This window comes from Streptomyces sp. NPDC007905, from assembly GCF_042959345.1.
In the GTDB taxonomy this organism is placed as follows: Bacteria; Actinomycetota; Actinomycetes; order Streptomycetales; family Streptomycetaceae; genus Streptomyces.
This window is the reverse complement of record NZ_JBIBKS010000008.1, coordinates 70,075-90,004: the sequence shown is the minus strand read 5'-3', so window position 1 is coordinate 90,004 and position 19,930 is coordinate 70,075. Positions and strand designations below refer to the sequence as shown.

Annotated in this window: 18 protein-coding genes; 10 read left to right on the top strand and 8 right to left on the bottom strand. The window is 71.6% G+C overall.

Going from position 1 to position 19,930, the window contains the following annotated elements:
• Positions 1-38 precede the first annotated feature (38 nt).
• The 5 genes from ACFZDC_RS16105 to ACFZDC_RS16085 form a co-directional block, all read right to left on the bottom strand.
• On the bottom strand, positions 39-1,088 hold the full coding sequence (locus ACFZDC_RS16105) for an ABC transporter substrate-binding protein (RefSeq protein ID WP_391324197.1): 1,050 nt from the start codon (positions 1,086-1,088) through the stop codon (positions 39-41).
• A gap of 212 nt (positions 1,089-1,300) precedes the next feature.
• Positions 1,301-2,461, bottom strand: coding sequence for an acyl-CoA dehydrogenase family protein (locus ACFZDC_RS16100; protein ID WP_391324195.1), 1,161 nt, complete (start codon positions 2,459-2,461; stop codon positions 1,301-1,303).
• 5 nt (positions 2,462-2,466) lie between these two features.
• Positions 2,467-3,408 carry a hydroxymethylglutaryl-CoA lyase gene (locus ACFZDC_RS16095; protein ID WP_391324193.1) on the bottom strand — a complete coding sequence of 314 codons (942 nt, stop codon included), beginning with the start codon at positions 3,406-3,408 and terminating at the stop codon, positions 2,467-2,469.
• Positions 3,405-5,321 carry a biotin carboxylase N-terminal domain-containing protein gene (locus ACFZDC_RS16090; RefSeq protein WP_391324191.1) on the bottom strand — a complete coding sequence of 639 codons (1,917 nt, stop codon included), beginning with the start codon at positions 5,319-5,321 and terminating at the stop codon, positions 3,405-3,407. Before ACFZDC_RS16090 ends, ACFZDC_RS16095 begins: the two co-directional genes overlap by 4 nt.
• 11 nt (positions 5,322-5,332) lie before the next feature.
• On the bottom strand, positions 5,333-6,949 hold the full coding sequence (locus ACFZDC_RS16085; protein WP_391324189.1) for a carboxyl transferase domain-containing protein: 1,617 nt from the start codon (positions 6,947-6,949) through the stop codon (positions 5,333-5,335).
• Positions 6,950-7,045: 96 nt separating this feature from the next.
• Between ACFZDC_RS16085 and ACFZDC_RS16080 the strand changes: the two genes are divergently transcribed.
• The 4 genes from ACFZDC_RS16080 (at position 7,046) to tesB (ending at position 10,464) form a co-directional block, all read left to right on the top strand.
• On the top strand, positions 7,046-7,651 hold the full coding sequence (locus tag ACFZDC_RS16080; protein WP_391324187.1) for a TetR family transcriptional regulator: 606 nt from the start codon (positions 7,046-7,048) through the stop codon (positions 7,649-7,651).
• A gap of 39 nt (positions 7,652-7,690) precedes the next feature.
• Positions 7,691-8,266, top strand: coding sequence for a Uma2 family endonuclease (locus ACFZDC_RS16075; RefSeq protein ID WP_391324546.1), 576 nt, complete (start codon positions 7,691-7,693; stop codon positions 8,264-8,266).
• Positions 8,267-8,401: 135 nt separating this feature from the next.
• On the top strand, positions 8,402-9,559 hold the full coding sequence (locus ACFZDC_RS16070; protein ID WP_391324185.1) for an acyl-CoA dehydrogenase family protein: 1,158 nt from the start codon (positions 8,402-8,404) through the stop codon (positions 9,557-9,559).
• A gap of 35 nt (positions 9,560-9,594) precedes the next feature.
• On the top strand, positions 9,595-10,464 hold the full coding sequence (gene tesB / locus ACFZDC_RS16065; RefSeq protein WP_391324183.1) for an acyl-CoA thioesterase II: 870 nt from the start codon (positions 9,595-9,597) through the stop codon (positions 10,462-10,464).
• 289 nt (positions 10,465-10,753) lie between these two features.
• On the opposite strand, the gene ACFZDC_RS16060 is transcribed toward tesB, so the two are convergent.
• Positions 10,754-11,542: a phosphatase gene (locus tag ACFZDC_RS16060; RefSeq protein WP_391324182.1), complete on the bottom strand. Its 789-nt coding sequence runs from the start codon at positions 11,540-11,542 to the stop codon at positions 10,754-10,756.
• 61 nt (positions 11,543-11,603) lie between these two features.
• On the bottom strand, positions 11,604-13,223 hold the full coding sequence (locus tag ACFZDC_RS16055; RefSeq protein WP_391324180.1) for a PucR family transcriptional regulator ligand-binding domain-containing protein: 1,620 nt from the start codon (positions 13,221-13,223) through the stop codon (positions 11,604-11,606).
• A 188-nt stretch (positions 13,224-13,411) separates the two neighbouring features.
• On the opposite strand from ACFZDC_RS16055, the gene ACFZDC_RS16050 reads away from it, so the two are divergent.
• Genes ACFZDC_RS16050 through ACFZDC_RS16040 form a run of 3 tightly spaced genes read left to right on the top strand, consistent with a single transcriptional unit; the run spans position 13,412 to position 17,612 of the window.
• On the top strand, positions 13,412-14,872 hold the full coding sequence (locus ACFZDC_RS16050) for a sodium:solute symporter (RefSeq protein ID WP_391324178.1): 1,461 nt from the start codon (positions 13,412-13,414) through the stop codon (positions 14,870-14,872).
• 56 nt (positions 14,873-14,928) lie between these two features.
• Entirely contained in the window at positions 14,929-15,897 is a 969-nt protein-coding gene (speB, locus tag ACFZDC_RS16045) for an agmatinase (protein ID WP_391324176.1), read from the top strand.
• 23 nt (positions 15,898-15,920) lie between these two features.
• A complete protein-coding gene (locus ACFZDC_RS16040) occupies positions 15,921-17,612 on the top strand; it encodes a thiamine pyrophosphate-dependent enzyme (RefSeq protein WP_391324174.1) in 1,692 nt (563 codons plus the stop codon).
• Between the two features lie 217 nt (positions 17,613-17,829).
• Here the strand turns inward: ACFZDC_RS16040 and ACFZDC_RS16035 are convergent, their stop codons facing one another.
• Positions 17,830-18,183 carry a peptidase inhibitor family I36 protein gene (locus ACFZDC_RS16035; protein WP_391324173.1) on the bottom strand — a complete coding sequence of 118 codons (354 nt, stop codon included), beginning with the start codon at positions 18,181-18,183 and terminating at the stop codon, positions 17,830-17,832.
• A 245-nt stretch (positions 18,184-18,428) separates the two neighbouring features.
• Between ACFZDC_RS16035 and ACFZDC_RS16030 the strand changes: the two genes are divergently transcribed.
• From ACFZDC_RS16030 to ACFZDC_RS16020, 3 genes are read left to right on the top strand one after another with little or no spacing between them, the layout of a single operon-like run.
• The gene (locus ACFZDC_RS16030; protein ID WP_391324171.1) at positions 18,429-18,962 is read left to right on the top strand and encodes a VanZ family protein; all 534 of its coding nucleotides are present in this window, start codon (positions 18,429-18,431) and stop codon (positions 18,960-18,962) included.
• Positions 18,938-19,525, top strand: coding sequence for a hypothetical protein (locus tag ACFZDC_RS16025; RefSeq protein WP_391324170.1), 588 nt, complete (start codon positions 18,938-18,940; stop codon positions 19,523-19,525). Before ACFZDC_RS16030 ends, ACFZDC_RS16025 begins: the two co-directional genes overlap by 25 nt.
• Before the next feature lie 14 nt (positions 19,526-19,539).
• Entirely contained in the window at positions 19,540-19,785 is a 246-nt protein-coding gene (locus ACFZDC_RS16020; protein ID WP_391324168.1) for a hypothetical protein, read from the top strand.
• Positions 19,786-19,930: the final 145 nt, after the last annotated feature.

The window sequence follows — 19,930 nt, the reverse complement described above, 5'->3', positions numbered from 1 at the left end:
CAGTCGCCCACAACGCGGACCGCCCCTCGGTGGAGCGCTCAGCTGACCTTCTTGGCCTTCTCGACCGCTCCGGCGAGGTTCTCGACCAGAGGCACGCACTTGTCGTACGACAGAATCGGCTCGGGTGAACGCGCGATGACCTGCCCCGCCTTCACCGCGGGCAGCTTCTTCCAGGTGGCCTTGGTGATGTCGGCGGGCTGAATCGCCGCGGAGCGGTCGTCCATCATGATGATGTCGGCCGGGTACTTGTCGACGTTCTCCCAGCTCAGCGACTCGTACCAGCCGCCGCCCTGCTTCTTGGCGCTCTTTGGGGGCTCGACGAAGTGCACGCCGAGGGCCTTGAAGTACTCCAGGTCGATGGAGAGACGGGTGCCGGAGACGTAGAAGAGCTGGTCGCTCGCGGAGCCTGCCATCACCGTGATGCCGGGCTTGGCCTTGGCGGCGGCGCGCAGCCGGGCGGCCGCGTCCTCGAAGCGCTTCTTGGCCTCGGTGGCCTTCGCGGCCTTCATGTCGGCGCCGAGCGACTCGGCCAGCTCCCACATCCGCTGCAGCGGCCGGGTGAGCCGGCGGTCGTAGACGGAAATGCCGACGCTGGGCGCCAGTTGGGTGATCTTCTTCTTCGACTCCTCGGGGACGTACCAGAGGGTGCCGGCGTCGTCGAACATCGTGCTGATGAGCGCGTCCGGCGCGAGGGCGGCGTACTTCTCGATGCTGAACTGGCCCCAGGCGTTGCCGAGGACGGTCACCTTGCTGACGTCCATGTCGCCGGCCTGGACATCGGGCTTGCCGGCGCTGGTCGTCGTGGGGCCGAAGACGCCCTTCACCTGGATGCCGTAGTCGTACAGCGCGGCGGCGACACCGGTGAACGCGACGATGTTCGCGGGGGCCCTGTCCAGCCTGACGGTCGTGCCGCGGTCGTCCTCGAAGCTCCAGGGGCCGGACTTTCCACCCTTGGCCGCCGCCCCGGAGTCCCCGTCCTTCCCCTTGTCGTCCCCGCAGGCGGCGAGCGCGGCACCGAGTGCGAGAGCACCGCCGGCGGCGAGCAGGCCGCGGCGTGAAGGGGAGGTCGTCGGACGGGCGTTGGGCATGGCTCGGCTGCTTTCGGAACAGGGTCGGGCGACCCACCGGACTGGTAAAGTCAGGTTAGCCTAACCTCACTTCCTGTCCAGTGGGTGATGCCCTTTCAGCGCCTCAGTTGCGCCAGGCGCCCAGTCCGGCGTCCGTGAACACGCAGGTGAACCCCACCCTCCAGTCGTCGTCCTCGTGCCGGACGCCGGGGTCGGCCGGTGCCGGGCGGGTGTCAGCCCACCAGCCCCAGTTCGCGGGCGATCAGCATCCGCTGGACCTCGCTCGTGCCCTCGCCGATCTCCAGGATCTTGGAGTCACGCCACATGCGGGCGACCGGGTACTCGTTCATGAAGCCGTAGCCGCCGTGGATCTGGGTGGCCTCGCGGGCGTTGTCCACGGCGACCGTGGAGGAGTACAGCTTGGCCAGGGCCGCCTCCTTCTTGAAGGGCTCGCCGGCGACCAGGCGGGAGGCCGCGTCGTGCCAGGCGAGGCGGGCCGTGTGCGCCTTCATCTCCATGTCCGCGATCTTGAACTGGATGGCCTGGTTGGCGCCGATCGGCCGGCCGAAGGCGTGGCGTTCCTTCGCGTACTTCACCGACTCGTCCACACAGCCCTGGGCCAGTCCGGTCGCCAGGGCCGCGATGGCGATACGGCCCTCGTCGAGGATGCGCAGGAACTGGGCGTAGCCCCGGCCCTCCTCGCCCAGGAGGTTGGCGGCAGGCACCCGGACGTCCTGGAAGGACAACTCGCGGGTGTCGGAGGCGTTCCAGCCGACCTTCGAGTAGGGCGCGGCGACCGTGAAGCCGGGGGTGCCCGACGGGACGATGATCGCCGAGATCCGCGGCCTGCCGTCCGGCTTGCGGCCGGTGACCGCCGTGACGGTCACCAGACCCGTGATGTCCGTCCCGGAGTTGGTGATGAAGCACTTCGTGCCGTTGATCACCCACTCGTTCGTGTCCGGGTCCAGGCGGGCCGTGGTGCGGGTGGCGCCCGCGTCGCTGCCGCCGTCCGGCTCGGTCAGGCCGAAGGCGCCGAGGATCTCGCCGGAACAGAGCCGGGGCAACCACGCGCGCTTCTGCTCCTCGGTGCCGAAGAGGTGCAGGGGCATGGCGCCCAGCGAGACGCCGGCCTCGAGCGTGATGGCCACGGACGAGTCGACCCGGGCCAGCTCCTCCAGCGCGATGCCGAGGGCGAGGTAGTCGCCGCCCATGCCGCCGTACTCCTCCGGGAACGGCAGCCCGAACAGGCCCATGCGGCCCATCTCGCGGACGATCTCGTACGGGAACTCGTGCCGCTCGTAGAAGTCGCCGATCTTCGGCGCCACCACGTCGTGCGCGAACTCCTCCACCGTGCGGCGGAGTTCCTCCAGCTCGGGGCTGAGTCGGTGGTCCATGCTGATCACTGGTCCTTGTGGGAGAGAGCGCGGACGGTACGGGACGGGCTGGGGCGGCCCAGTTGTTCGGCCATCCACACGCTGGTGGCGGTCAGACGGCCGAGGTCGACTCCGGTCTCGACGCCGAGCCCGTCCAGCATCCACACGAGGTCCTCGGTGGCGAGATTGCCGGTGGCGGACTTGGCGTACGGGCAGCCGCCGAGGCCGCCCGCGGAGGCGTCGACGGTGGTGACACCGTGCTGGAGCGCGGCCAGGGTGTTGGCGAGCGCCTGGCCGTAGGTGTCGTGGAAGTGCACGCCGAGCACGGGCGTCGGCACCCCCCTGTCGTTCAGCAGGGTGAGGAGGTGCCGGACGTGGCCCGGGGTGGCGACCCCGATGGTGTCGCCGAGGCTCAGCTCGTCACAGCCCATGTCCCGCAGGGCCGTGCAGACCCGGGCGACCTGGTCCGGTGGGACCGCGCCCTCCCAGGGGTCGCCGAAGCACATGGACACGTAGCCGCGCACGTGCACACCGGCGTCCTTCGCCTGCCGCACGACCGGCTCGAACACGGCCAGCGACTCGTCCAGCGTGCGGTTGAGGTTGGCCTTCGCGAAGGACTCGGTGGCGCTGGCGAACACCGCGACGCGGCGGGCGCCCAGCGCGAGGGCCCGGTCCAGGCCGCGCTGGTTGGGCACCAGCACGGGCAGGTCCGCGGCCACATCACCGATCAGCGGGTACAGCTGCTCCGCGTCCGCCAGCTGGGGCACCCACTTGGGGTGGACGAAGCTCGTCGCCTCGATCGTCGTCAGGCCCGCGCCGGCCAGGCGGCGGATGAACTCCGCCTTGACCCCGGTCGGCACCGTCGCCTTCTCGTTCTGCAGGCCGTCCCGCGCCCCGACCTCGTGGATCCGCACCCGCGCGGGCAGCTCCTGGGCCGGTACGACCATGGGCAGGGCGTCGGCGGTCACCGCGCCACCTCCTCGTGCGGTGCGACGACCGCGAGCACCTGGTCCATGGCGACCGTGCTGCCGGGCGTCACGTCCAGCTCGGTGACGGTTCCGGCGTGCGGGGCGGAGACGACGTGCTCCATCTTCATCGCCTCGACCACCAGCAGACTCTGGCCCGCGGTCACTTCGTCGCCGACGGCCACCTTCACGACGGTCACCGTGCCCGGCATGGGCGCGGTCAGCGAGTCGGCACCCGCGTGCGCCGCCCGGGTGAGGGAGGCGGCGACCGGGTCGTGGTCCCGGACGTGCCAGGTGTCGCCGTCGCGGCCGATCCAGTCACCGGCGCGGTGGAAGGTGTCCCGGACCCCGTCCAGGGTGACGGTCACCCGGTCGCCGGTGACGGTGTGGCTGCCGCGCGGGCTGTACGTCACCGGTTCGGTCACCCGCAGGGGGAAGGCGGGCGGCTTCGGGGTGCCGCCGAGGCGCCAGCCGCTCGGCACCGCGAACGGGTCCACCCAGCCCTCGGCGGCCGGCTGCAGCGCCTCCAGACGCACGGCGGCCGCCGCCTCGTACACCGCCTCGGGCACGTCGGTGGACACCAGCCCGTCCACCTCCCGCTCGACCAGCCCGGTGTCCAGCTCGCCGGCCACCACCGCCGGGTGCGCCAGCAGCCTGCGCAGGAACCCCGCGTTGGTCTGCACGCCCAGGGTGACCGTCTCCGCCAGGGCCGCCCGGAGCCTTCTGAGCGCCGTCTCCCGGTCGGGACCGTACGCGATCACCTTGGACAGCATGGGGTCGTACAGGCTGCCGACCTCGGTGCCCTCGGTGAGCCCGGAGTCGGTGCGGACGCCGTCTCCCTCGGGTTCGTTCAGCAGCAGCACCGTGCCGCCCGAGGGCAGGAAGCCGCGCGCGGGGTCCTCGGCGCAGATCCGGGCCTCCACCGCGTGCCCGGTCAGCTGCACATCCTCCTGCGCGAAGCCCAGCCGCTCCCCGGCCGCCACCCGCAACTGCCATTCCACCAGGTCGAGCCCGGTGACGAGTTCGGTGACCGGGTGCTCCACCTGGAGGCGGGTGTTCATCTCCATGAAGTAGTACTGCGACGGGTCGCCGCCCGGCACGATGAACTCCACCGTGCCCGCGCCCCGGTACCCGCAGGAGCGGGCCGCCTGGACGGCCGCCTCACCCATCGCCGCCCGGGTCCGGTCGTCCAGGAAGACGCTCGGCGCCTCCTCGATGATCTTCTGGTGCCGCCGCTGGAGGGAGCACTCGCGCTCACCCAGGTGGACCACGTTCCCGTGGCCGTCGGCCAGCACCTGGATCTCGATGTGCCGGGGCCGGTCGATCCACCGCTCCACCAGCAGCGTGTCGTCGCCGAAGGAGGCGCGGGCCTCGCGGCGGGCGGCGGCGATCTCCTCGTCCAGCACGCTCATGTCCCGCACCAGCCGCATGCCCTTGCCGCCACCACCGGCCGACGGCTTCAGCAGCACGGGTGCGCCCAGCTCTCGGGCCGCCTCGGCCAGGTCCGGGTCACGGCCGCCCGGTACCACCGGCACCCCGGCCGCCCGCACCGTCTCCTTGGCCCGGATCTTGTCGCCCATGAGTGCGATCGCGTCCGCCGACGGCCCGATGAAGACCAGCCCGGCCTCCTCGCAGGCGCGTGCGAACGCGGCGTTCTCGGCGAGGAAGCCGTACCCGGGGTGGACGGCCTGCGCACCGGTGCGGGCGGCGGCCTCGAGCAGCCGCTCCACCGACAGATAGCTCTCCGCGGCCGGCGCCGGCCCGATCCGGACCGCCGTGTCGGCCTCCCGGACGTGTCGTGCGTCGGCGTCCGCGTCGGAGAAGACCGCCACCGAGCGCACGCCCAGCGAGCGGAGCGTACGGATGACGCGTACGGCGATCTCGCCCCGGTTGGCGACCAGCACTGTGTCGAACACGGTTCCCCTCCTCACATCCGGAAGACGCCGAACTGGGGCTCTCCCAGAGGCGCGTTGGCGCAGGCCGTCAGGGCGAGTCCGAGCACCTGACGGGTGTCGAGCGGGTCGATCACGCCGTCGTCCCACAGGCGGGCGGTGGCGTAGTAGGCGTTGCCCTGGCGCTCGTACTGCGCGCGGACCGGCGCCTTGAAGGACTCCTCCTCCTCGGCGGGCCACTCCTCGCCGCGCGCCTCCAGCTGGTCCCGCTTGACCGTGGCGAGGACGCTGGCGGCCTGCTCGCCGCCCATGACGGAGATCTTGGCGTTGGGCCACATCCACAGGAAGCGGGGCGAATAGGCCCGGCCGCACATCGAGTAGTTGCCCGCGCCGTAGGAACCGCCGACGACGACCGTCAGCTTCGGCACGCGCGTGCAGGCCACCGCCGTCACCATCTTGGCGCCGTGCTTGGCGATGCCGCCCGCCTCGTAGTCCTTGCCGACCATGAACCCGGAGATGTTCTGCAGGAACACCAGCGGGATGCCGCGCTGGTCGCACAGCTCGATGAAGTGGGCGCCCTTCTGGGCGGACTCCGAGAAGAGGATGCCGTTGTTGGCGACGATCCCGACCGGGTGCCCGTGGATCCGGGCGAAGCCGGTGACCAGGGTCTGCCCGAACTCGGCCTTGAACTCGGCGAACCGGGAGCCGTCGACCACGCGCGCGATGACCTCGCGCACGTCGTAGGGGGTGCGGGAGTCCACGGGGACGGCGCCGTAGAGCCCGTACGGGTCCACCTTGGGTTCCGCGACCGGTGCGACCTCCCAGGGCAGGGACTGCCGCGCGGGGAGCGTGGCGACGATGTTCCGCACGATCCGCAGGGCGTGCGCGTCGTCCTCGGCGAGGTGGTCGGTGACACCGGAGATCCGGGAGTGGACCTCGCCGCCGCCCAGCTCCTCCGCCGTGACGACCTCGCCCGTGGCCGCCTTCACCAGCGGCGGGCCGCCCAGGAAGATCGTCCCCTGATTGCGGACGATCACGGCTTCGTCACTCATGGCCGGGACGTACGCCCCTCCGGCCGTGCACGAGCCGAGCACGGCGGCGATCTGCGGGATGCCCGCGCCGGACATCCGCGCCTGGTTGTAGAAGATCCGCCCGAAGTGCTCGCGGTCCGGGAACACCTCGTCCTGCATCGGCAGGAACGCCCCGCCGGAGTCGACCAGGTAAACACACGGCAGCCGGTTGTCCAGGGCCACCTCCTGGGCGCGCAGGTGCTTCTTCACCGTCATCGGGTAGTACGTGCCGCCCTTGACCGTGGCGTCGTTCGCGACGATCACGCACGCGCGCCCGCTGACCCGGCCGATCCCGGCGATCACGCCGGCCGCCGGGGCCTGCCCGTCGTACATCCCGTCGGCCGCCAGCGGGGCCAGCTCCAGGAAGGGCGAGCCCGGGTCGAGCAGGGTGTCGACCCTGTCCCTCGGCAGCAGCTTGCCGCGCGCGGTGTGCCGGGCGCGCGCCCTCTCGCCGCCGCCGAGAGCCGCCGCGGCCAGCTTGGCGCGCAGCTCCTCGACGAGGGCGAGATGGGCCTCCTCGTTGGCCCGCCAGGCCTCCGACGCGGGATCGGCCGCGCTCCGGAGCTCCGGTGCCTCGTGCATCCTTGCGGTCCCCTCACCCAGTGGTCGACTGTTAATGAGCGTTAACCATTTCCTTCAGGTTAACGACCGCTAACCTCGCTGTCTAGAATTATCCGCATGGCCACGAGAACCGACGCCCCCACCCGTCGCGAGCAGATCCTCAAGGAGGCCGCCCGGCTCTTCGCCGAGCGGGGCTTCCATGGTGTCGGTGTCGACGAGATAGGGGCCGCGGTCGGCATCAGCGGCCCCGGTCTGTACCGGCACTTCCCGGGCAAGGACGCGATGCTCGCCGAACTGCTGGTGGGCATCAGCGGCCAGCTGCTGACGGGGGCCAAGCGCCGCCTGGCGGAGGCTGACGGGCGGACCGGCGCCTCGGCGGTCCTGGACTCGCTCATCGAGGGCCACATCGACTTCGCCCTCGACGACCGTCCCCTGATCACCCTGCACGACCGCGAGCTGGACCGCCTGCGCGACAGCGACCGCAAGCTGGTGCGCCAGCTCCAGCGGCAGTACGTGGAGCTGTGGGTGGAGGTGGTCCGCGAGGTCTATCAGGCGCTGTCCGAGCCCACGGCGCGGTCCGCCGTGCACTCGGTCTTCGGGCTGCTCAACTCCACCCCGCACCTGGGCCGGGCGGGGACGCTGCCGGGGCGTGGCGCCATGGCGGCCCTGCTGCACCGGATGGCGCGGGGGGCATTCGCGGCGGCGGGGGCGGCCGAGGGCTGAGCCGAGTGGGCTTGGCCTCAGTACTCTGAGGCCATGGGCATGGACTACGCGAAGATGCGCGCGATCGCCGAGGATCTCGGAGCCTACGCTGAGCGGCTCGAAGGGGCCTGGAGCGTCGAGATCGGGCCGTCCGGCCCGATACTGGCCATGATGTGCCCGTCGAAGCGCCATGCGGGCACGATCCGCCGCATCTGCAAGCAGCTGGACGAGCAGCTTCTCGCGACTCATCCCGGCTACATCTGTGCGAGTGGCCCCGAGATCGAGCACCCGGCGCTCGGTCGCATGCGTCTCCCCGACGCGGTCGTCATCCCCGAGGCGGTCCTCGACGAGGAAGGTCTCGCCGTGGACGCGACGCAGGTGCTGGCGGCTGTCGAAATCGTCATGCCGTCCAGCCCGGACAACGACTACGTCGAGAAGCTCGACGACTACCCGGCCATGGGCATCGCCCACTACATGATCGTCGACCCGCGGAGCGGCACGATCGAGGTCCACTCGGAACCGTGCAAGGGCCGCTACACCCGCAAGGACCCGTACATCTACGGGGACGCGGTCCCGTTCGGCCCCTGGACCGTGGACACCTCCGCCTTCCGCCGGTACGGCAAGGCCGGGAACTGACGTCTGCCACCCGCCCACGTCGGCCGGGGTGGCGCAGCTCACCCTGGACGGGCGAGCGTACTCGCCGGTATCTTCGAATCTGAGCAAGCGCTTAGACATGCCCGAAGTCATGGCGAAGTACGTGGAGGTGGCGGCGTGCGCCGTACGGTGTTCAACGAGGATCACGAGGCGTTCCGGGAGACCCTTCGCGCCTTCATCGAGGCCGAGGTCGTGCCCGTCTACGACGAGTGGTTCGCCGCCGGCCAGGCGCCGCGCGACTTCTACTACAAGCTGGGCGAGCTGGGCGTCTTCGGCATCAGCGTGCCCGAGGAGTTCGGCGGCGCGGGCCTGGAGACCCACAAGTTCGAGGCCGTCATCTACGAGGAGACCGCCCGTGCGGGCGTGAACTTCGGCGGCTCCGGCGTCCACGTCCTGCTCGCGCTGCCCTACATCAAGATGCTCGCCACCGACGAGCAGAAGAAGCGCTTCCTGCCGAAGTTCGTCAGCGGCGAGGAGATGTGGGCCATCGCGATGACCGAGCCGGGCACCGGCTCCGACCTCGCGGGCATGAAGACCACCGCCAAGCTCTCCGAGGACGGCACGCACTACGTCCTCAACGGCGCCAAGACCTTCATCACCGGCGGTGTGCACGCCGACAAGGTCATCGTCTGCGCCCGCACGGCCGCGCCGACCGCCGAGGACCGCCGCCACGGCATCTCCCTCTTCGCCGTCGACACCAAGTCCGAGGGCTACTCCGTCGGCCGCAAGCTGGACAAGCTCGGTCTGAAGACCTCCGACACCGCCGAGCTGGCGTTCGTCGACGTCAAGGTCCCCGTCGAGGACCTGCTCGGCGAGGAGAACAAGGGCTTCTACTACCTCGGCCACAACCTGGCCTCCGAGCGCTGGGGCATCGCCTTCGGCGCCTACGCCCAGGCCAAGGCCGCCGTCCGGTTCGCCAAGCAGTACGTCCAGGAGCGCACCGTCTTCGGCAAGCCGGTCGCCCACTTCCAGAACACGAAGTTCGAGCTGGCCGCCTGCCAGGCCGAGGTGGACGCGGCCGAGGCCGTCGCCGACCGCGCCACGGAGGCCCTGGACGCCGGTGAGCTGACCCCCGCCGAGGCCGCCTCCGCCAAGCTGTTCTGCACCGAGGTCGCGCACCGCGTGATCGACCGCTGCCTCCAGCTGCACGGCGGCTACGGCTACATGAACGAGTACCCGATCGCCCGCCTGTACGCGGACAACCGCGTCAACCGCATCTACGGCGGCACCAGCGAGATCATGAAGACGATCATCGCCAAGGACATGGGTCTGTAAGGTCAACGCAATCACTGGCCGGTACAACTAACGCCATGAGCCAGGCACTTCAGAGTCTCCTCGATCTGCTCGACCTCGAGCAGATCGAGGAGAACATCTTCCGCGGCCAGTCCCGCTCCGCCGTCGTCCCGCGCGTGTTCGGCGGGCAGGTCGCGGCGCAGGCGCTGGTCGCCGCCGGGCGAACGGTCCCCGCGGACCGGGCCGCCCATTCCCTGCACGCGTACTTCCTGCGCCCCGGCGACCCCGGCGCGCCGATCGTCTACAGCGTCGACCGCATCCGTGACGGACGGTCCTTCACGACCCGCCGCGTGGTCGCCATCCAGCACGGCAAGCCGATCTTCCATCTCTCGGCGTCCTTCCAGTCGTACGAGGAAGGACTGGACCACCAGGCCCCCATGCCGGCCGCGCCCGACCCGGCCACGCTGCCCACCTCCCAGGAGCGGCTGCGAGGCTACGACCACCTCGCCCCCGAGGTCGTCGAGCGGTTCCTGGAGGCCCGGGAGGCGATCGACCTGCGCTATGCGGACGAGCCGCCGTACGGGAAGTTCGGCGAGCCGCGCGAGCCGCACTCCCAGGTGTGGTTCCGCACCAACGGCAAGCTCGACGACGATCCCCTGCTGCACGTCGTGCTCGCCACCTACGTCTCCGACATGACCCTCCTGGACTCCGTGCTGCTCGCGCACGGGCGCGGGGGCTGGGCCGTGGGTGACGTGGTCGGGGCGTCCCTGGACCACGCCATGTGGTTCCACCGGCCGTTCCGCGCCGACGAGTGGCTGCTGTACGACCAGGAGTCGCCGTCCGCGCACGGCGGCCGGGGCCTGGGCCAGGCGCGCATCTACACGCAGGACGGGCGGCTCGCCATCTCGGTGATCCAGGAGGGCGTGGTCCGCGTCCCCCGGCCCTGAAGGCCGAACACAGGGGTTTCGTGCCGGCGTCGACCGTTCTCCCGGGAGGCGCCGGCCCTCTCTGGTCCTGATGCGCGGGAAACCTTCCGGGGCGCCTGTGGAGCAGATCGTCGCCCGAGGCGATGAGTGACGCATGGGGTGCTGGGCACTTCGAGTGAAAGCCGCGATGGCGGCAACGGTGACCACGGCGGCAACGGCCCCGGTGGCCACGGAGGTTACTGACCCGACCACGAACTGAGCGCGATGTGCGGCCCTGCCGGCGGGGCCGCACATCGCGCGCGTCGTCTCGTTATGCCAGGCCCGCCTCGGCCAGCAGATACGCCGTCAGCGGGTCGTAGTAGCGCGGGCTGAGCACGTGGTCGTCGAGCGGCACCACCACTTGGAGGGTGCCCTCGGACTCGGCGAGGAACAGCGCGGGATCGTTGCAGTCGGCGTACCCGACGGAGTCGATGCCGTGCTGTCCGGCGTACCCGGCCCAGCCGTGGTCGGCCACCACCAGGTCCGGCAGCGCACGCCCCTCGCGCTCAAGTCCCGTGAGAACGGCCCTCATCGGCTCACCGGAATGCGTGTGCCACAGTGTCGCGCCGTGCTCCAGGACGGCCACGTCCGCGAACTGCATGACGTACCCCTCGTCCGTCTGCAGTCCGTCCGGGATGACGACGATCTCGCAGCCGGCTGCGCGCAGCGCGGCGGCCGTGGCCCGGTGCACGTCCAGCAGGCCGCCCGGGTGGCCGGTGGCGAACAGCACCCGCTGCTGCCCGTCGGCCGCCTTGCGCAGCCGGCGCGCGAGGCGTTCCACCGCGTCCACGGTCAGCTCGGGGTCGATGGTGTCCTGCCCGTACCGGTACTCGGGATCGTCGTTGACGCCCACCCGCTCGGCCATGACCGCGAGCACGTCCTGCTCGTCCGTCCAGCGGTCGCCCAGCTCCAGACCGAGCCAGAAGTTGCGGACACCGTTGGCGAGCTGGCGGTAGTGGGAGAGGTTGTTCTCGCGGGGCGTGGCGACGTCCCCCGCGATACGGGTCCTCACCAGGTGGTCGACGAGCTGGGCGCGGTTGGGTGTCCCGGATATCGGCATGTCCCCATTGTGAGGCAGCGGGCCCGGCACGTCCTCGCCATGTCGCACCCTGGGACACGGGTCACTCACCGTGGCGCAGCGCGAACCACAGCTCCATCCGTACGTCCGGATCGTCCAGGCCGGTCTCCAACAGCGCGGCGCAGCGGGCGATCCGCTGCCGCACGGTGTTGCGGTGCACGTCCAGCGCCACGGCCGTACGGTCCCAACTGCCGTGCAGGGACAGCCAGGCCCGCAGCGTCTCGGCGAGCGCGGGCTGAGCGGCGAGCGGGGCGAGCAGCGCCCGGGCGTGGGCCTCGGCGTCCGCCCGGGACACCAGGTCCTCCAGTCCCGGCCGGGCGCCGTGCCGGACCAGCGGGGCGCGGGTGGCACGGGCGCGGGCCAGCGCCCGGGCCGCCTGGGTGTCGGCGGCCGGCCACTCCCGCGGGCCGGCCGCCGCGCTGACCCCGAGGGTCCAGCCCGGCTGCGGGACCGGCTCCCGCCCGGCGGGCACCAGCACCCGTACGACGTCCCGGGCGAGGTCGACCAGCGGGGAGCCGAGGGCCGCGCCGAGTGCGGAGGCGGCCATGGCGTCGGGCGGCCGGCCCTCGGGCCGGGCGTGCACGACGACCCAACTGCCGTCCCCGAGCAGCGAGGCCACCTCCTCGGGCGGCGCGCCCAGCAGCAGCCGTACGAGTGCGCAGGAGCGGGCTGCTCCGGCACCGCTCTGGTGCTCGCCGGTGAGCAGGGAGAGCAGTACGGCGGCGACGGAGGCGATGGTGTGGTCCCCGGGTTCGCGGTGCACCGTGGCCACGCCGAGCACGAATCCCTCTCCGGCCCCGAGGGCGTAGGCGGCGAGCTGGGTGCCGCCGAGGGTGTCGGTGGCGGAGGTGGGAACCGGGCGGGCGGTGGCGGGCGGCGTGCCGCTGTCGGCCGCGCCACCGGCGCCGCTGTGCGCCGGGCCCTGAGCGGTGTCCCGGCCGGTCCCGGAGCCGCCGTCCGGCTCACGGTCCGCTCCCGGCTTCGCCCGGCCCGTCGGCCGTACCACTCCCGCCAGCCCCGACAGTGCCGCGCGAACCCCCTCCGCCGGTTCCCGCCCCGCCCCCGCGATCTCCGTGCCGTCGGGCCCGTACAGGACGGCGTGCCCGCCCAGGCGCTGGGCCAGCTGGCGCAGGACCGAGGGGACCGGGTCCGGGCGGGAGGCGGCGGCCGCGAGCCTCTGCTGGGCCTCCGTCACCCGGCGCAGTTCCGCCAGGCGGGCCTGGGCCATCAACTGCCAGACCGCGCGGGCGACACCCGAGAAGGTCGTCTGCGGCGGCACCTCGAGGAGGGGGAGCCCGTAGCGCTCGCAGGCCGCGACCAGGGCGCGCGGGACCGTGTCGTGCACGGGAGCCAGGCCGAAACCGAGGGCCGCCCCGCCCGCGGCGACGATCCGGGAGACGTAGTCGTCGAAGTAGGTGCCCGACCCGGCCGCCTCCGGGACGTGCACCCCGGCGGTCAGCAGCAGCTCGCCGCCCAGCAGGTACGGATACGGGTCGGCCATCTCCGAGGTGTGCGCCCAGTGGATCACGATGTCCGGATCCGAGGGTCCCGCGATCAGGCGCAGCGCGAGATCCTCCCGGGCCAGCAGGGCCGAGAGCGGGACTGGTGGGGTCGGTGGGACTGCTGGGGTGATCGTTTCCGGCACGGTGTGCGTTCCCTCCATCCGGCCCCGTTCATGTGGATGAAACGTACACTTCGCAGTCGCTTTCCAGCCACCTAGTGTCAGGTCAGCACGGCAGCCGCGGGTACGGGCGGATGTCCCCGCGATCCGCTGCCGTCGCCCCCTCTCCGAGGGACACCCCCACGTTTCTGCACGACACGCCACCGACAGTGCGCGAAGGAGGGCCCCACATGGCCGTCGACTACACAGTGATCGTCGTCTATCTCGCCGGGATGCTGGCCATGGGCTGGTGGGGCATGCGCCGCGCCAAGTCCAAGAGCGAGTTCCTGGTGGCCGGCCGCCGTCTCGGCCCCGCCATGTACTCCGGCACCATGGCCGCGATCGTCCTCGGCGGCGCGTCCACCATCGGCGGAGTCGGGCTCGGGTACCAGTACGGGCTGTCCGGGGCGTGGATGGTGTTCACCATCGGCCTCGGCCTGCTGGCCCTGTCCGTCTTCTTCTCCGCGCGCATCGCCCGCCTGAAGGTCTACACCGTCTCCGAGATGCTGGACCTGCGCTACGGCGGCCGGGCCGGCGTGATCTCGGGCGTCGTGATGTGGGCCTACACCCTCATGCTCGCGGTGACCTCGACGATCGCCTACGCCACCATCTTCGACGTGCTCTTCGACATGAACCGGACCGTCGCGATCATCCTCGGCGGCTCGATCGTGGTCGCGTACTCGACGCTCGGCGGCATGTGGTCCATCACGCTGACGGACATGGTCCAGTTCGTCGTCAAGACGATCGGTGTGCTGCTCCTGCTCCTGCCCATCGCGGTGGTCAAGGCGGGCGGCTTCTCCGAGATGAAGGCCAAGCTGCCGACCTCCTACTTCGACCCGCTGGGCATCGGCGGCGAGACGATCTTCACCTATGTGCTGATCTACACCTTCGGCATGCTCATCGGCCAGGACATCTGGCAGCGCGTGTTCACCGCCCGCGGCGACAGGACCGCCAAGTGGGGCGGCACGGTGGCCGGCACCTACTGCCTGGCCTACGCCCTCGCCGGCGCCGTCATCGGTACGGCGGCCAAGGTCCTCTACCCCAAGCTCGGCAGCCCCGACGACGCGTTCGCGACCATCGTCAAGGACGAACTCCCGGTCGGCGTGCGCGGTCTGGTGCTGGCCGCCGCCCTCGCCGCCGTGATGTCGACGTCCTCCGGCGCCCTGATCGCCTGCGCCACCGTCGCCAACAACGACATCTGGTCCCGGCTGCGGGGTGCGGTGCGCCGGGACGGGGACGGGCACGACGAGGTGAAGGGCAACCGCGCCTTCATCCTGATCATGGGCGTCGGGGTGATCGGCACCGCGATCGCGCTGAACAACGTCGTGGAGGCCCTGACGGTCGCCTACAACCTCCTCGTCGGCGGCCTGCTCGTCCCCATCCTCGGCGGGCTGCTGTGGAAGCGCGGCACCGTGCAGGGCGCGCTGGCCTCCGTGATCGTCGGCGGCCTCGCCGTGATCGGCCTGATGGCGGGCTACGGCATCCTCGCCAACGAGCCCGTCTACTACGGCTTGCTCGCCTCCCTCGCCGCCTACGTGGCCGTCTCCCTGGCGACCCGGCCCACCGACGAGGCCGTCCTCATCGCCTGGCGCGAGCGCCTGGCAGGGCGGTCCCCCGAACTCGCGTCCGATCCGGTCCCGGCTCACCAGTAGAGTCGTAGGGAAAGCAGTACATGCGCGACCAAGCGCAAGAAAGAAGGCATTTCATCATGAGCAGCAACGAGACGCCCCGCGGCCCCGTCGACTCCTCCCGCATCCCGCGGTACGCCGGACCCGCGACCTTCGCCCGGCTGCCCCGCCTGGACGAGGTCGGCACCGCCGACGTCGCCGTCGTGGGCGTGCCGTTCGACTCCGGCGTCTCGTACCGGCCGGGCGCCCGCTTCGGCGGCAACGCCATCCGTGAGGCGTCCCGGCTGCTGCGCCCCTACAACCCGGCGCAGGACGCGTCGCCGTTCGCCCTCGCGCAGGTGGCCGACGGTGGCGACATCGCGGTCAACCCGTTCAACATCAACGAGGCCGTCGAGACCATCGAGGCCGCGGCGGACGAGCTGCTGGGCACCGGTGCCCGCCTGATGACCCTGGGCGGCGACCACACCATCGCCCTGCCGCTGCTCCGCTCGGTCGCGAAGAAGCACGGCCCGGTGGCCCTGCTCCACTTCGACGCCCACCTGGACACCTGGGACACCTACTTCGGCGCCGAGTACACCCACGGCACCCCGTTCCGCCGCGCGGTGGAGGAGGGCATCCTCGACACCGAGGCGCTCTCCCACGTCGGTACGCGCGGCCCGCTGTACGGCAAGCAGGACCTCACCGACGACGAGAAGATGGGCTTCGGCATCGTCACCTCGGCGGACGTCTACCGTCGGGGCGCCGACGAGGTGGCCGACCAGCTGCGCCAGCGCATCGGCGACCGCCCGCTGTACATCTCCATCGACATCGACTGCCTGGACCCGGCCCACGCCCCCGGCACCGGCACCCCGGAGGCGGGCGGCATGACCTCGCGCGAGCTCCTGGAGATCCTGCGCGGGCTGGCTTCCTGCAACCTGGTGTCGGCGGACGTCGTCGAGGTGGCGCCGGCGTACGACCACGCCGAGATCACCTCGGTGGCGGCCTCCCACACGGCCTACGAACTGACCACCATCATGAGCCGCCAGATCGCGGCGGCCCGCAACGCCTGACGCTCCTTAGGGGACCGAGAGCAGTGACTCACGACCACGACCTGGTACTGCGCCCGACGGCGGCACAGATCTCGAGCGCGCTGAACGTGCCCCCCGGGCGCAACGGCGGAGACCTGGTCGTGGAAACCCTGGCCGGGCTCGGCGCGACAACCGTCTTCGGCCTGCCCGGCCAGCACGCCCTCGGCATGTTCGACGCCCTGCGCCGGTCGTCCCTTCGCTACGTCGGCCTGCGGGTGGAGAACAACGCGGGCTTCGCGGCGGACGCGTACGGCAGGATCACCGGCGAGGCGGCACCGCTGCTGCTCTCCACGGGCCCGGGCGCGCTGACGTCCCTCGCCGCGCTGCAGGAGGCGGCAGCCGCTTCCGCCCCCGTCCTGGCGATCAGCAGCCAGATCCCGACGGCCGGCCTCGGCGGTGGCCGTCACGGCTACCTCCATGAACTCCCGGACCAGGCGGCCTCCTTCCGGGGCGTGGTGAAGTCGGTCCACACGGTCCGCACCCAGTCCCAGATCCCCTCCGCCATCGCGGCGGCCTGGAAGTCGGCACTGACGGCTCCGCACGGCCCGGTGTGGGTGGAGATCCCGCAGGACGTGCTGCTGGCTCAGACGCCGCTGCCGGTGGTGACCGCGATGGACGCGACGCCCGAGGACCTGGTCCCGCGCCCCGAACTGACGGCGGTGGCGGCGGACCTGCTGTCCCGCGCGGCCCGCCCGGCGATCATCGCCGGTGGCGGGGTCGTACGGTCGGACGCCTCGGGCAAGCTGAGGGAGCTGGCCGAGAAGCTCGACGCACCCGTGGTCACCACCTTCGGCGGCAAGGGTGCGTTCCCCTGGGAGCACCCGCTCTCCCTGCAGTCGTGGCTGGAGGACCGCCACACGACGGACTTCCTGGAGGACGCGGACGTACTCCTCGTCGTGGGCTCCGGCCTGGGCGAACTGTCCTCCAACTACCACACGTTCAAGCCGCGCGGCCGGGTGGTCCAGATCGAGGCGGACCTCGGCAAGCTGGAGTCCAACCACCCCGCCCTGGGCATCCACGCGGACGCCCGCCTGGCGCTGCAGGCCCTGCTGGAAACGGTGGCGGAGCGCACGGACAAGTCGGCGCCGGAACGGGTGCGAGAGCTCCTCGCGAAGGTCGCGGACCGCCTCGCCTCCCAGGAACTCACCCTGGAACAGGACGTGCTGACGGCCGTCCGCCGCGCCCTGCCCGCCGACTCCCCGTCCTTCTGGGACATGACGATCCTGGCGTACTGGGCCTGGTCGGCCTTCGACCCCCAGGGCACGAACACCATGCACTCGGCGCAGGGCGCCGGCGGTCTCGGCTACGGCTTCCCCGCGGCGCTGGGCGGGGCGGCCGCGGACCCGACCCGCCCGGTCCTGGCCGTGTCCGGCGACGGTGGGGCGCTGTACTCGATCGCCGAACTGGCGACCGCGAAGCAGTACGACCTGAACGTCACCTGGCTGATCGTCGACGACGGCGGCTACGGCATCCTCCGCGAGTACATGACGGACGCCTTCGGCCGGGCGACGGCCACCGAACTGACCCGCCCGGACTACGTGGCCCTGGCGGAATCCTTCGGCGTCCCCGGAGTCCGCACGACCCCGGAGACCTTGGAGACGGACCTGACGAAGGCGCTGGCGACCCCCGGTCCGTCTGTGGTGGTGCTTCCGGCGGTGCTGCGGATGTTCGCGCCGACTCATCTGGGCACGGACTGATCACCCGATCCGCTGTTCGCGGTGACCTTCAAGGGATATGTTCCGTGAGGTCGCAGGCGTCCCGGCCGGGCTGATGCCAGTGAATGGGCATAAACATGACTGCTGGACCGCGCCCACCCATTCCGGCCGCCGCGGACCCGACCACGCCGGCCCACCCGCGGCCGGCGTGCGGTGTCCGCGGGACGTGGGACGACCCCGCGCGCCGGCCGCGGCGGAGTCAGCAGGCGCCGGGGCCCACCCCGTCGATCCGACCGCCGAAGTCGCCGAGGTACTGGGAGCGCCAGTCGCCGTTGAAGACGTCCCGCTTCTCGATCGGATCCCAGTTGATGACGCAGGCCCGGGTGGAGGCCACAAAGGAGCCTACGTGGTCGTGGAGGCCCGGCGGCATGTCGCGGTAGCCGCTGCGGGACGTCCACTCCCAGTAGTCCCCGCCGAAGCCCTCCCCGCTCCAGAAACACACCGATCCGTCCGGACAGGAGGGCGCGGCGGCCTGCGCCGAGGCGGACGGGGCGGGAAGGACGAGCGCGGTCAGAACGAGGGTGGCGGCACAAGACCAGGAACGAAGCTTCACGAGGTTCTCCATGACGCGGAGTTGGGAGGCCTCGGCAAGACTGCCGGGGCGTCGCCATGCTCCGGCCCGGGGCGGGGGACACGCCCGGCGGCAAGATCGACTTCACCGGTGTGAGCTAAGAAGTGTGATCATCGAATCCGCTCGCGGCACGGGAGGGAGCCACCCTGGACGCTCGGGCCGTCCTCTCCGGTGATCTTGAAGTGCCGGCCCTGACCAGGCCGGCGTCGACCGGGGGAGAGCACGACGTGTACGAGGCAGTGTTCCATGGCGAGTCCGGGTTCCTGGGCGGGCTCGTCGTCGTCGCGGTGGTGGTGGGGGGTGCGGCCTGGGGCATCGCCCGCGGGCGCCAAGCCGAGCACGCGGTCTGGTGGTTGCCGTTGGGCTTCTGCCTCACCGGCGTCCTCGGGGTCACCCTCGCCCTGCGGGCCGGTGAACACGGCAGTGCCGTGTGCGTGATCAACCACCAGCTCACCGAGCCGCTGTACACCACCCAGGGGCGGTGGAACCTGGCCATGTTCGTGCCGGTCGGGCTGTTCGGGGTCCTCGCGCTCCGGCGGCCCGCACCGGTGCTCGCCGGCGTCCTCGTCCTGCCCTGTCTCATCGAACTCACCCAGGCGCTCGCCCCGTTCGGCGGCGGCATCTGCGACAGCGCCGACGCCGAGATGAACGTCTCCGGTGGCCTGCTCGGTCTGGCCGTGGGCCTCCTGGCCGTGCGCGGGCGGTCGCCTGGCGCGCGTGGGCCAGGCCGACCCTGGTGCTCGGCGCGGTGCTCGGCCTGATCGGGGCCGCCGTGCTCCAGAGCGCCGTCACCCTCGACCACGTCGACGGCTCCACCGTCCGGGACGCGCGGGGCGACGAGCGCCGGGCCGCCGAACGGGCGGTACGGCAGGCGTTCGGGAACCGCTACCGGGTGGGTGACGTACGGATCAGCCCCGGAGTCGACGGCTACAACGGGTCGATGTCCGTGCAGTTCGCCGGAGGGTTCCCGGCGGAGCTGATGTGGCCCGGCGGACGCCGTCTCACCGTCGACTTCCAGAGCGCCGACGGCCCGGGCTTCGCCGTCCCCGGCGCCACCCCGCCGCACGGCACGGGGGACGCGTACCGCATCGCCCGCACCTACATGCGCGCCCACTACCCGTGGGCGGGGTCGGCCTCCTGGCACACGACGCGGCCCGTCGGCAAGGACGAGGGCGGGGACGGATGGGTCACCTCCTGGCGGTTCAAGGAGCGCGGGGTGGCCATGCCCCGCAGCCTCGACGTGCGGATCGACCGGGCCGGACGCCTCTACGGGCTGATGGTCGACCTCGGCCCACGGCACCTGGACCTCCCGCCGGTCTGCTGACGGCACGGCAGGCCGTGAGGACCGTCGAGAAGCATGAGCGGAAGCACCGTGCCGGCACCGACAAGCTGCGGGTCCGCGCCCTCGACCTGACGACCGAACGCACTCTGGGCAACCGGGGCCCCTGGCGCGCCGTGTGGTCCGTGCGGGTCACCGGCCTCGAGTGCGAGCCGGGCGCGGACCAGGGGGACGCGTGGGCGGCGAACTCCTGCGATCCGTACGTCACCGTCGTCGACGCCGTGACCGGCCGGATCGTCGACTGACCCCGACCGGCTGAGCGCACGGCCCCGGCCCTTCCCTCCCCTCGAACTGTCGCCCGGCGAACGCGCGTACAACTTTCCACCCCTCTCGCTGGTCCACTCAGGCAGCGCACGGGTGCGCGCAACGGCGTTCAGGGGGACGCCCGTA

What these genes read in the sequence shown, in the direction of transcription:
- ACFZDC_RS16080 (WP_391324187.1), top strand. Translation starts at nt 7,046, where the DNA reads ATGGCCACGAGAACCGACGCCCCCACCCGTCGCGAGCAGATCCTCAAG.
- ACFZDC_RS16055 (WP_391324180.1), bottom strand. Translation starts at nt 13,223, where the DNA reads ATGGAGGGAACGCACACCGTGCCGGAAACGATCACCCCAGCAGTCCCA.
- ACFZDC_RS16100 (WP_391324195.1), bottom strand. Translation starts at nt 2,461, where the DNA reads ATGGACCACCGACTCAGCCCCGAGCTGGAGGAACTCCGCCGCACGGTG.
- ACFZDC_RS16050 (WP_391324178.1), top strand. Translation starts at nt 13,412, where the DNA reads ATGGCCGTCGACTACACAGTGATCGTCGTCTATCTCGCCGGGATGCTG.
- tesB (WP_391324183.1), top strand. Translation starts at nt 9,595, where the DNA reads ATGAGCCAGGCACTTCAGAGTCTCCTCGATCTGCTCGACCTCGAGCAG.
- ACFZDC_RS16060 (WP_391324182.1), bottom strand. Translation starts at nt 11,542, where the DNA reads ATGCCGATATCCGGGACACCCAACCGCGCCCAGCTCGTCGACCACCTG.
- ACFZDC_RS16075 (WP_391324546.1), top strand. Translation starts at nt 7,691, where the DNA reads ATGGACTACGCGAAGATGCGCGCGATCGCCGAGGATCTCGGAGCCTAC.
- speB (WP_391324176.1), top strand. Translation starts at nt 14,929, where the DNA reads ATGAGCAGCAACGAGACGCCCCGCGGCCCCGTCGACTCCTCCCGCATC.
- ACFZDC_RS16085 (WP_391324189.1), bottom strand. Translation starts at nt 6,949, where the DNA reads ATGCACGAGGCACCGGAGCTCCGGAGCGCGGCCGATCCCGCGTCGGAG.
- ACFZDC_RS16105 (WP_391324197.1), bottom strand. Translation starts at nt 1,088, where the DNA reads ATGCCCAACGCCCGTCCGACGACCTCCCCTTCACGCCGCGGCCTGCTC.